General features: G+C 34.2%; 13 protein-coding genes. 5 read left to right on the plus strand and 8 right to left on the minus strand.

The annotated features are described in order from the left end of the window. Positions 1-39: 39 nt before the first annotated feature. Complete coding sequence (locus tag AB674_RS03280) at positions 40-1,344, minus strand: ABC1 kinase family protein (RefSeq protein ID WP_047773859.1); 1,305 nt, start codon at positions 1,342-1,344, stop codon at positions 40-42. Continuing rightward, positions 1,344-2,003: a TetR family transcriptional regulator C-terminal domain-containing protein gene (locus AB674_RS03285; protein ID WP_047773861.1), complete on the minus strand. Its 660-nt coding sequence runs from the start codon at positions 2,001-2,003 to the stop codon at positions 1,344-1,346. Before AB674_RS03285 ends, AB674_RS03280 begins: the two co-directional genes overlap by 1 nt. 84 nt (positions 2,004-2,087) lie before the next feature. Here AB674_RS03285 and AB674_RS03290 point away from each other — a divergent pair, with 84 nt between their 5' ends. Continuing rightward, positions 2,088-3,011: a TIGR01777 family oxidoreductase gene (locus AB674_RS03290; RefSeq protein ID WP_240478064.1), complete on the plus strand. Its 924-nt coding sequence runs from the start codon at positions 2,088-2,090 to the stop codon at positions 3,009-3,011. A gap of 4 nt (positions 3,012-3,015) precedes the next feature. Here AB674_RS03290 and AB674_RS03295 read toward each other — a convergent pair whose 3' ends face one another. From AB674_RS03295 to rmuC, 6 genes are all read right to left on the minus strand, one after another. Continuing rightward, positions 3,016-3,555, minus strand: a complete 540-nt coding sequence (locus AB674_RS03295) for a YceI family protein (RefSeq protein ID WP_047773863.1) — start codon at positions 3,553-3,555, stop codon at positions 3,016-3,018. 245 nt (positions 3,556-3,800) lie between these two features. Then, on the minus strand, positions 3,801-4,253 hold the full coding sequence (locus AB674_RS03300; protein WP_047773865.1) for a hypothetical protein: 453 nt from the start codon (positions 4,251-4,253) through the stop codon (positions 3,801-3,803). Positions 4,254-4,548: 295 nt separating this feature from the next. Continuing rightward, positions 4,549-4,944: a VOC family protein gene (locus tag AB674_RS03305; protein ID WP_047773866.1), complete on the minus strand. Its 396-nt coding sequence runs from the start codon at positions 4,942-4,944 to the stop codon at positions 4,549-4,551. Positions 4,945-5,014: 70 nt separating this feature from the next. Continuing rightward, positions 5,015-5,563, minus strand: coding sequence for an acyl-CoA thioesterase (locus tag AB674_RS03310; protein ID WP_047773868.1), 549 nt, complete (start codon positions 5,561-5,563; stop codon positions 5,015-5,017). 6 nt (positions 5,564-5,569) lie between these two features. Further along, positions 5,570-5,935 (minus strand): hypothetical protein, encoded by a 366-nt coding sequence (locus AB674_RS03315; RefSeq protein WP_047773869.1) that lies wholly within the window; start codon positions 5,933-5,935, stop codon positions 5,570-5,572. 6 nt (positions 5,936-5,941) lie between these two features. Further along, on the minus strand, positions 5,942-7,315 hold the full coding sequence (gene rmuC / locus AB674_RS03320; RefSeq protein ID WP_047773871.1) for a DNA recombination protein RmuC: 1,374 nt from the start codon (positions 7,313-7,315) through the stop codon (positions 5,942-5,944). Positions 7,316-7,450: 135 nt separating this feature from the next. Here rmuC and AB674_RS03325 point away from each other — a divergent pair, with 135 nt between their 5' ends. The 4 genes from AB674_RS03325 (at position 7,451) to AB674_RS03340 (ending at position 11,472) form a co-directional block, all read left to right on the plus strand. Beyond that, positions 7,451-8,332: a protease complex subunit PrcB family protein gene (locus AB674_RS03325; RefSeq protein ID WP_047773875.1), complete on the plus strand. Its 882-nt coding sequence runs from the start codon at positions 7,451-7,453 to the stop codon at positions 8,330-8,332. A 258-nt stretch (positions 8,333-8,590) separates the two neighbouring features. Continuing rightward, the gene (locus tag AB674_RS03330) at positions 8,591-9,142 is read left to right on the plus strand and encodes an RNA polymerase sigma factor (RefSeq protein WP_047773877.1); all 552 of its coding nucleotides are present in this window, start codon (positions 8,591-8,593) and stop codon (positions 9,140-9,142) included. Beyond that, positions 9,139-10,881, plus strand: coding sequence for an outer membrane beta-barrel protein (locus AB674_RS03335; RefSeq protein WP_047773879.1), 1,743 nt, complete (start codon positions 9,139-9,141; stop codon positions 10,879-10,881). Before AB674_RS03330 ends, AB674_RS03335 begins: the two co-directional genes overlap by 4 nt. Before the next feature lie 54 nt (positions 10,882-10,935). After that, entirely contained in the window at positions 10,936-11,472 is a 537-nt protein-coding gene (locus tag AB674_RS03340) for a MepB family protein (RefSeq protein WP_047773880.1), read from the plus strand. The last annotated feature ends 557 nt before the right edge of the window (positions 11,473-12,029 follow it).

Raw genomic sequence — 12,029 nt, forward strand, 5'->3', positions numbered from 1 at the left:
GAAACTTGAAACAAAAAAAACCGAAACAAAAAAAACCTCCTAATACTTCAAATAATTCTCCACCGTAATTTTCGCCTTCAGATCAAACATTAAATTATACAGTCCAAAGAAAGTTCTATTCATGTAAATAAAGTGTTTAGAACCTCTGTTTCCGTTCATTTTTTTGAGATTCGTATCATTTGTGAAACGCTCTCCCAATTTGGCGATGCTATCGAAAAAAGTTTCATCGGCAAAATCAAACGTTTCATTTTGAAAAGGTCTGGTGAAAAGAGATAGCAAATCATGAAACATCTCGGTAAAATATTCAATTTCTGAAGGAGAATCATCCGGACGAAGAATTTCTAATTCGAATAATTTCTGATTAAAAAGCGTCTCGTCTGTAATGACATTTTTATTGATCAATTCAAAATAAGGCACATAAAACTCTTCGGGAATTTGTTTCATACATCCAAAATCAAGTGCAATCAAATGATTTTGGTCGTCTACCAAAAAGTTCCCCGGATGTGGATCTGCATGTACTTTTCTTAAAACATGAATTTGATACATATAAAAATCCCAAAGTGCCTGTCCAATTGCGTCACCGACTACTTGGTCCGTATTTTTGGCGGTAAATTCAGAAAGGTGTATTCCAGTCATCCAATCCATTGTGATGATTTTCTCTGACGAAAATTCAGGATAATAGTTTGGAAAAAGTATGTTTTCAATTTTACTGCAGGCTTCTACTACTTCCTGGCTTTGTTTTAATTCCAGTAAATAATTCGTTTCTTCGATCAGTTTATCTTCTACTTCTTTAAAATACTTGTCAGAGTCTTTCCCTTGCAAATTAAACATTCTGATTGCAATGGGTTTTACCAAAGCTAAATCAGAAGAGATACTATTGGCAACTCCCGGATATTGAATCTTAACAGCGAGTTTTTTATTATTTTTGACCGCTAAATGCACCTGACCAATACTTGCGGCATTTACAGAATTGGCATTAAACTCATCAAAAATTTCGTAAGGTGTTTTTCCAAAATTCGTTTTAAATGTTTTCAAAACCAGGGGCGCAGAAAGCGGCGGTACAGAAAACTGAGACAACGAAAATTTCTCCACATAGGCCTGAGGCAGGAAATTTTTATCCATACTCAGCATTTGCGCTACTTTCAACGCACTACCTTTTAGACTTTTAAGTCCATCGTAAATATCTTCGGCATTATTTTCATTTAGTTTGTCACGAGTCAAATCGGAATTCACCATTTTTTCGGCATAGTGCTTAATGTAGTTAACTCCTATTTTTGCACCGGTCTGAACCAATTTACCGGCTCTTTCTATTTTTGAGGTTGGGATATAATCGATTGTTTTCATTATCTGCTGTAAATTTTTTCTTTGAATAAAAATTTTCCAAAATCCAAAAGGTGATTCATTGGCGCTACATTCATTAACTCAAATGACGCATTAACCGATTTTTCGATAAAAATATCTGTTTTCTCAAAACCTGCAGAAGCATCACTCATCCAGAATTTCAGCGTTAACATCAATTGCAACCAAGCCGATTCCTGAATTGTTTTCTCTTGAAATTTCTGAAATCTCTCTTGTTCTAATCTATAATCATCCGTCAAAATTTCAGCAACGTATTCTTTAAAAGCTTCCCGAAGCGAAGTCAGCTGCACCAAATTTTTAATCGGATTGAGATCTGCTTTTAAGGTTTGCAAAACATAACTTCTGTTTGCCGTCAGAATTTCGAAAAAAGTAAAGTAAAAACTCAACATTTTATTTTTCATGTCATACTCTAAGTAGTCTGTGTTTTTATTTAACAAGTCTATAGTATTCGCAAAAAACAATCTAAATATTTCTTTTTCTAAACTCTCAAGTGTTCCGAAAAAGGCATAAAATTCAGCCTCAGTAAAATCTTTCCCTTTTACAAAATGAAATACGGATGCTGGTCTTTTTCCTGCTTCTAAAACATCATTCATATAGATTGAAACAATATCATCTCTGGTAATTATTTTTTTCTTTGTTGCCATTTTATTAAATTTAGATTTTGCCTTAAAGGTAAACAATGTTTAAGTACCTTTATTTATGCGGAAACACAACACTATGTTAAATAAATGATAAATCAGATGTCTCAAAATGTACTCATTACCGGCGGAACAGGGTTTATTGGCAAATACCTGACTCAGGTGCTGCTTGCCAATAATTTTACAGTGTCTATTTTAAGCCGTACTCCAAGAAAAAGCAGTGGCTTGATCACCTATTACCAATGGAATCCCGAACGTGATTACATTGAAGAGGATGCAATTCTCAATGCCGATTACATCATTCATCTGGCCGGTGAAGGAATTGTAGAAAAAAGATGGACCGCAAAACGCAAGAAAAGCATTTTAGAAAGTCGTACAAAACCAATAACCCTTATTTATACTCTTCTAAAAAAACATAATAAATCATTAAATGCCTTTATCTCAGCCTCCGGAATTGGAATTTACGGAGCTAATACCAGTGAACAAATTTGCACAGAAGATACTCCGGCTGCAAACGATTTTTTAGGTTTAACCTGTCAGGAATGGGAGAAAACGGCAGACACCATCGGAGCATTAGGAATTCGGACGGTAAAAATCAGAACCGGAATTGTTTTTGGGAGAGCGGGAGGTTTTCTAAAAAAGATAACTCCGGGTTTCAAAGCCGGTTTCGGAACCATTTTAGGAAGTGGTTCACAATATTTGCCCTGGATACATATAGAAGACTTATCACAAATCTACTTAAAATCAATTCTCGATACCAAAATAGAAGGCCCCTATAATGCAGTGCTTACAGACGACACTACGCAATTAAAATTTGCAAAAACACTCGCTAACTTATATGGATATTCGATATGGCTTCCAAAAATCCCTCAATCACTGCTTAAAATTGTTTTAGGTGAAATGAGCGACGCTATTTTAAAGGGTCAAAGGGTTTCTTCTGAAAAAATACAACATACAGGTTTTGAGTTTCAATTTGCAACGTTGGAGACCGCTCTTTATGACTGTTTAAAATAAAAAATCATTTCATAATACCACTCAAATCGGTTTGCACCGTTTTTGAAATTTTATTGGCTACTATATACGGGATTTCGATATTAAAATCAGCAACCGAAATCGGGAAATTTGAAATAATCTGTATGCCGTCAGGAACTTTCTTGATCAATGCTTTTACCGAAATTGCTCTGGATTTTCCATGCAGGTAAAGTTTGCCTACAACATCGTATTCTTTTTCGTTTTCAGTAACCTCTTTCAAATCAAATTTTTGTATTTTACCTTTAAAAACTGCTTTGGGATAGCGGTGACTTTCGATATAATTTTCATTAAAATGTTCCTGCATTAAATCCATTTTAAATTGAAAATCTTTGATAACAACCGTGCAAACCAGTGTACTAGAGTGGGATTCCAACACAATGATTGCAAGCTTATTTACTGCTTTCACTTCTTCAAAAAACGGAACGGAAGCCTGAAAATTTACAACGGCCGAACTGGTTTTGAATTTATCCTGAGCGAGTATAGAAAATGCAGTAAAAAGTAAAATAAGTAAAGTAGTTTTTTTCATAATCGTTATTATTTAAACAATTATGTCATTCGATTCTTTTTAATTTAAGAGGAGAAAAAAAACTGAACTTAAGTAAGTCTGAAAAAAATCAAATGGCAATACTCCGTGAAAATCTGGTAGCTGCAACCTTATACTTAAAATTACGAAATTATCTGCTATTTAGTTCTTGATTTACTGCTAAATATTTGTGAAATGTTTTACTATTGTGAAGTGTAAAATTGTGAGATGTGAGATGGCTTTTGAAATTATGATCTGCCTTTAATTAATGCTTGAATCACATTGACAACAAAAATGACCTGTGTGGCAATCATAGTACCGACAGTTATGAAGATTCCCAACAACATTTTATCGTTAAAAGTCATATCTGCTATATAAGATTCAATATCTCCGGGTGCCACTTCACGTTTGAGTTGAGAAAAGATCCAAATCAAAAGTAAACCACCTACAGAAACAATAACATGTGTACTAATCAGCCATTTTATAAGGGGAAAATTTAATTTTATCAAAGCAAAGTAAAGGATTGCCAGGAAGGTATAAATAACAGACAACAACACCGCGAAGTACAAATAAGAAATAACAAAATAAGTATCGTGAATATTAATATCTAAAGTTTCTTCAGCATTTAAAAAACCGATTGCTAAAAAAATTACGATTAAAGCCAGAAAAATAAAATAGGGGTTCTTTTGTATATACTCCATCAATGGGGAAAAATTATTATAATTAATTCAAGTTACTAGTTCTCTTGTCTCTAAAATGAAACAAGTTATTAGGATTGTCAAAAAAAGTCTCACGCAGATTTTATCCAAATGAAATAAAAAAAATCCGCAAAATCTGCAGAATCTGCGTGAAAAAATAGCGTAATTTAATTACATTGAGCTAAAGCAGGAGGTTACTCAAATAGTAACCAATTCAAAAAGAATAATTAACTAACAACTTGAATTAATTAATACTCCTTATTCTTTAAACGTTATCAAAAAGATAACACTAGTAAATTTACCCTTGTACTTCGGTACAAATCTCAATTAGAAAGCCTTCTAAATCTCTTACGTAAGCCACGATTTGTCCCCAAGGTTTTTGTACGGGCTCTTTTACCAGTACTGCCCCAAAAGAAGTTGCTTTTTGAACTGTTCCGGCCACATCATCTGTCAGGAAGCCTAATTCGATTGCAAAAGGTTTTTCTTCTAAAGTACTTTCAATAAAACCGTCTTTTAAATTTTGAGCTGCCAGTTTTTTGGAAGCAAATGAAATGGTCGTTTCTCCGGTACTTAACTCCCCATAATCCTTCTCCGGAGTTATAAATTTCCTTGAAAACCCGAATGCATTTTCATAAAACACAATCGAAGTTTCAACATTTTCCACATACAAAATCGTATAACCAAATTTTATCATTTCTCTTAAATTTAAATTAATGTAAAATCATTTTACATTTTACATTTCACACTTTACATTTCACAAAATCCTATCCAATTTCCAGCAAGACATTGTATTGCTCTAAGCTGGCTAAATCTTCAATAGAACTTACATTGGTAACCTTAGCGTGTTCTTCTACCTCTCTTTTTGATTCAATCTGTTTGATCGCTTGTCTAAAACGACGCACTTCATCCAAACTGGACAAAATAAGTCCCGGAACCTTGACACTTTTGCCTTCTTTATCTTTGGCAACCATTGTAAAATAAGACGAATTACAATGTTTTATTACTCCGGTCTGAATATTTTCGGCCTCTACACGAATCCCTACAATCATAGAACTTCGGCCTACATAATTTACACAGGCTTTCATGGTTACCAATTCGCCAACTTCAATTGGTTTCAAAAAATTCACCGTGTCTACCGAAGCGGTAACACAATAATTCCCTGAGAATTTGGACGCACTGGCAAAAGCGATCTGATCGAGTAATCCTAAAATATAGCCTCCGTGAATTTTTCCGCTAAAGTTAGTGTGAGACGGCAACATGAGCTCTGAAATGCTTATTTTAGAGGAAGAAACGGGCTTAAAATCTGGTATCATTGTATTTTATTTAAATTTAAATGGGGAATTTTCTTTTTTAACAGCGGTAACGAAAAAATGTGTATCACCCCACCAACTAAAGGTTTTATAGCGTTCAACATAGGTTAATTTTACATACTGTCCCTCCAGTTTGTTCAAATCATCAATTACTTTTTGGTCACTGTCTAAAACGGAGAATCTAAAAATCTGCGAACCGGAAACACCCTGACTGATTTCTCCTTCCCAGGTTTTCATGATCACCCCTTTATGGCTCATCCTGATTAATTCTCCTGAACGATACCCGTTGCTATAAGGAACATAATATACAAAAGCAAAATAGCTTGCTAGAATCAATAGGCAACTTACAGCAATAATAATTAAAATTCTCTTCATATGACTTTAATTTAAAGATTGGTTTTCTTCTGAATTTGATGCTCTTGCAATAATATTCTCCGGAAGCGCTTTCTTGGCCTTCGCTCCCATTTTCTTTAATTTCTCAACACTGGTAATTAAATTTCCTTTTCCGTCAACCAATTTATTCATCGCGCTGTCGTACTCGGTTTTAGTATCCTTGATTTTGTTGCCGATTCTCACCAAATCAGAAACAAATCCTTCAAATTTATCGTATAATGCACCGGCTTGTCTGGCAATTTCGAATGCATTTTCCTGTTGCTTCTGGTTCGTCCACATACTGTCAATAGTACGTAAAGTAGCCAACAAGGTACTTGGCGTTACGATTACAATATTCCTGTCGAATGCTTTATTGTACAGGGTTGGATCTTCGTTTAAAGCAATCGCGAAAGCGGGCTCTATCGGAATAAAAAGCAATACAAAATCGGGGCTCTCGATCTGATACAACTCATGGTAATTTTTACCTCCAAGCTGATCAACATGTCTTCTAATTGAATTGATATGCTCCTTAAGAAATTCGATTTTTAAAATTTCCGATTCTTCGTTGATCCATCTTTCGTAAGCAACTAATGAAACTTTAGAATCCACAATCATTTTCTTTCCATCGGGCAAATTAATTACAACATCGGGATACACTCTTGCTCCTTCGGCAGTTGTAAAACTTTGCTGTACCTCATATTCACGTCCTTTTTCCAATCCTGACTTTTCTAAAACACGCTCTAAGACTAACTCTCCCCAATTTCCCTGCATTTTACTATCGCCTTTCAATGCTTTGGTCAAGTTTAAGGTTTCTTTGCTCATTTGCGCATTCAACTCGCTTAACCCTATAATTTGCTGGCGTAAAGCGGCATGATAATCAATACTTTCTTTGTGAGTCTGCTCGACCTTTTTTTCAAAAACCTGAATTTTATCCTGTAAAGGCAACAGAATATTTTTCATGTTCTCGCTATTTTGCTCTGTAAATTTAGCGGACTTTTCTTCGAGAATTTTGTTGGCCAGATTCTCGAACTCTTTGGTAAATTTTTCCTGTAATTCCGTTATCTCGTTTTTTTGTTCTTTATGACGTTCCCATAAATTCTCAAAATCCACTTCTTTTTTTGAAAGCTGAATGGCCAGACTGTCTTTTTCGGTTCTGATATTTTCTTTTTCGGAATTGTTTAAATAAAACTGTTTTTCAAGATGGTTTCGCTCTTTTTCAAACTGTTCTTTTTGTGCTTGCAACTGATTTACTGCTGCATTTAATCTTTCATTCAAACTCACTTTTTCTGATTGGGCTCTGGCCGAAAACAATAATTTTCCCAAGTATATCCCTAAGAACAAAGCAAGCGGAAAAACCAATAAAAGCGGAAAAAAATCAAACATAACTAAAATTATTTTTAAGTAAAAGTATGCAATAATCTGTAGTGCTTCCTTATGAAGTAAAGAAAAAAAAGTTTTTATCACGCAACCTTTTTAAAAAAGCTACATCTATTAAATATAATTTATTACAAACACATTATGAAAAAATTAATACTAGGCTTATTTGTAGTTTTCGGAATTAGTGCCTGTTCATTGGGTAATGACGATATTGATACCAGCTGTGGATCAAATGTAAACACCACTTTTACCGGAATCCCACTTTTATGCAATTACAGTGTAAAAATTGAACCTGAAAAGTCTGGTGCATTAGTGGTTACTACAGAAGAAAAATTACTTTCTTTTTTCACCAAGCATCCAAACAGCTGTCCAAATCCAAGTGATCCTACAATCGATTTTACAAAAAATTACTTAGTAGGTCTTTTTGCAGGTCAGAAACCTACAACCGGTTATAGCATAAAAGTAGCTTCAATTGTAGAGAACAACTGTGAGATTATCATCAATTTATATGAAAAAGCACCTCAAACCGGAGAATCTACAGCGCCAACCGTAACCTATCCTTCTGATTACATTTTGATTCCCCGAACATCAAAAAAAATCTTCTTTAATAAGGTTACCAATGAAACTACAGACAATGTAATAATTGGAAGTTATGCCAAACCATGTACCGGAGATGATTGCCAGAAGTTCTACCAATTGAATGAGTTTAATGTTTTAAAATTCCTAAACGTAGTAGCGGGAAGCTATGAATTTGGCCAATACAAATATCTTGCAACCTCTAAAAGAGGAGAATATAGTCTGTTTACAAAAAATATCCCTGCTGAAATTTTAGCCATAAGAGGACAAACCAAAACCTATGGTACACCGGATACCTCAACAAAAGGCGGAACTTATTTTGAACTGCGTCAAGGTACAACTGTTACTAAAATTTATATCGATAATAATGACACCGAAGATCAAAGTGCTGCTATAAAGGCTTTCAAGAAGACCATTCAGGACAAAATAACAGCTCTAAAACAGTAGTCAAATCTTGCTTTTTGACGAATACTTATTCTTAAAAATTAGAACAAAAATTCAAATGCTTACTTAATTACTAATTATAGGACCGGGAAGAAAATATAGGAGAAACACCATCTCCTATATTGCTAACCGGAAACGAGTTTCAAAAAAGCACTACCCATAAACAACTAGAGACAACCTGAATACCGACCAAATGATTTGCTAAAGACGACTTTGCGAGTTAAAAAAAACTAATTTTACCAAAATTAATTCAACCACTTTTTGAAAGACGATTTAGAAATATATATTAAGCAATGCATGCAAAACAACAGAGAAGGACAACTGAAAATTTATCAGCTGTTTTCTCCTGTTTTATATGGAATTTGCCTAAAGTATATGAAAAACGAAGACGATGCTAAAGATGTTTTTCAGGAAGCTTTTATCATTGTTTTTCAAAAGATAAGTCAATACAAATTTGAAGGAAGTTTTGAAGGCTGGCTGAAACGTATTTTTATCAATAAACTTATTGAAACTTTAAATAAGAAGAAAAAGGAGAATTTCTTTTTAGATGTTTTCGATCCGGATACCGATTTTGTAGACGAAGAAGAATTGGACATTATTCCGATACAACAGGAAAAACTATTAGAATACATTCGGGATTTACCGGATCAATACCGGACCGTTTTTAACTTATATGTTTTTGAAAAAATGAAACACAAAGAAATAGCCGAGTTATTGAAAATCTCAGAAGGAACATCAAAATCAAATTTAAACAGAGCTAAGGGAATATTGCAAAAGAGAATTTTGAGCATAAAAAATTTTAAAATAGCATGAAGAAGCAGAAAATAGAGACTATTTTTTCATCAATGGAAAACTTTTCAAGTGTTCCGCCACCCGAATTATGGGGTCAAATTGAGGAAAAATTAAACAAACCTAAAAAGAAAAAGAGAGTTATTCTTTGGTGGTCGGCTGCTGCATGCTTATTATTAGGCCTTGCAATTCCTTCTGTTCTTCATCTTAATTCAGATTCCGGAATCAAAAATGCCGGAACGACTACTACAGAAAATAACAGTGTTGTTGTAAATAAAAACAACGCGACATCTACTCAGGACAAAACAGTCTCTGATAAACCAACCATCATCAATCAAAAAACGATCAACAGTAAAAATCCGGTTTCAGGAGCTACCGACAATCAATTAGCTACCTCACAACAAAAAGAAGAAACAGCTTTAGCCCAAGCTGCTTCTAAAAACAACACAAATCCAAATCTACCTTCTCCGGAATTAAACACGGAAAAGAAAAACAGCAATCAGGCTGTAGCTCAAAAATCATTTGTTTCGGAAAAACAAAATGCATTCAATTCTGCTTCGACAAATCAATTGTTTAACACTGAAAAAAGAGCGCAAAATCAAACTATAGCGCAGAAAAACTATAGTCCGGAGAGAGAAAATGCGTTTGCTTCAGTTTCAAAAAATCAAACGGCAGATCCTGAAACAAGAAAAGCGAATCAGATTTTGGCCGAAAAGACCTTTAGTGCCGGTAAACAGAACCCGTTTAATGCTACTTCAAAAAATCAGGTTTCGAATTCACTTTTTAAAGAGAAATTGCATTCAAAAAACACGAACAGTTTTGCTTACAATTCCTCCAATTCAATTTTAAACCTGCAACAGAATAAAGGTAGTAAAAACGAAAAAGAGTTTAGAAACGGAACGATTTATACTGAAAAAGCAGTTGTTGAACATCAAAAAAACAACTCCAAATTCAATAATGTATTGAGTAAAGAGGATTCTGTTCAGTTGGCCGTACTTCAGAATTTAGAAAAAGGTATAATCACTCCTGAATCTAAAATTGAAAAGGAAACAAAACCTCTTTCTGCCGCAGAAAAATGGGCTGTTGAAGTTTTTGCCGGTATTGCTAATTCTGAAAACTATAAAAATGACAAAACTTTAGGATATAACAATGATTCTAAACAAAGTAGTACATACGGAGTAAAGACAAAATACAAAATCAATAATAAATGGGCTGTTGGATCGGGATTCAAGATCAATGAATTGGGTCAGAGTATTGCCAATATTTCGTATATGGATGTGAGAGGACAAAAAAATATGGCTTTAGGCATTGCTGATTTTTATGTTCAAGAGTCGCCTACTCCTCAGATTGCAGCAACTAACGATTATGTATTTGTTTCAAACAGTACTAAAGAGGTAGTAAGCAGTGAGAGCATTCAAAGCGGTACTTTAAATCAGACTCTTAAATATATCGAAATGCCATTGGAAGTTTCCTACGCCGTTTTTAGTAAAAACAGAACTACTGTCAATTTAAATACGGGAGGTTTTGTTGGTAAGCTAATTTCAAACAATGTAGCTTTGGATGGTACTACTATTGGAAAAAATCTTGATGCCAATGACTTTGTTTATGGCTCTGTATTAAGTAGTACTTTACAATACCGTATTTACAAAAAAACAAATGTTTTTGTTGAACCGGCAATGAATTACTACATAAACCCCTTAAACAACCAGTCTTTTAATCAGTTCCAATGGGGGTTAAACTTTGGATTGAATGTTTCGTTTTAAAGCCGTTTTTGTTGTAATTTTCAAAAAAAAGACAACAAAAGCAACTCCTTCATAATGAACATTAAAAACAATTGGAATACTTCGAACTCCATTCCGAACGATCTACTGATCGCCAAAAAACGGGTTTATGATCTCCTTAATTTTGAAGCTACACAACCGGAGCCTGAATCTGAAAGCATGGAATACAGTGCGTATCGATTGCAATTAAACACCAAACTCATTTGTTATCGGGAAGCCAAAATAACGCCCACAAAAACGGGTCAGTTTGTAACTTTATGGAAACGCAATCCGTCGAAAATCATTGCTTCTTTTGATGCTACAGACGCGATTGATTATGTGATTATCAGTGTCCGAAAAGAGGATTTATTAGGGCAATTTATATTTCCTAAATCTGTCTTATTAGAACGCGGAATTTTTTCGACTAATACCAAAGAAGGAAAAAGAGCCACAAGAGTTTATCCGCCTTGGGATGAAACCACCAACAAACAAGCCCAAAAAACGCAACAGTGGCAATTGAATTACTTTATCGAAATACCTCTTCATGAAGCTGTCGATTTAGATCGGTTTAAACGTTTATTCAACGAAAACTAGAAAGATTTCTCCTTAGAGGAGCGCATAATTTTGACACGAATTTCACTAATTGACACGAATTAATTTGTGTAATTTGTGCAATTCGTGTCTGTTTTTTTGTGCGTCACAAATTATAACGCAACAGTGGCAATTGAATTACTTTATCAAAATACCTCCTCATGAAACTGTCGATTTAGATCGGTTTAAACGTTTATTCAACGAAAACTAGAAAGATTTCTCCTTAGAGGAACGCATAATTTTGACACGAATTTCACTAATTGACACGAATTAATTTGTGTAATTTGTGCAATTCGTGTCTGTTTTTTTGCGTCACAAATTATAACGCAACAGTGGCAATTGAATTACTTTATCAAAATACCTGCTCATGAAACTGTCGATTTAGATCGCACTAAACGTTTATTCATCGAAAAGTAGAAAGATTTCTCTTAGCCAGGAGCACATCATTTTGACACGAATTTCACCAATTGACACGAATTAATTAGTGTAATTTGTGCAATTCGTGTCTATTTTTTTTGCATCACAAATTATTAATCCTTTAATCTGTGGCAAAAAAAAAC

Source organism: Flavobacterium sp. ABG (assembly GCF_001027725.1).
Classification (GTDB): Bacteria; Bacteroidota; Bacteroidia; order Flavobacteriales; family Flavobacteriaceae; genus Flavobacterium; species Flavobacterium cupriresistens.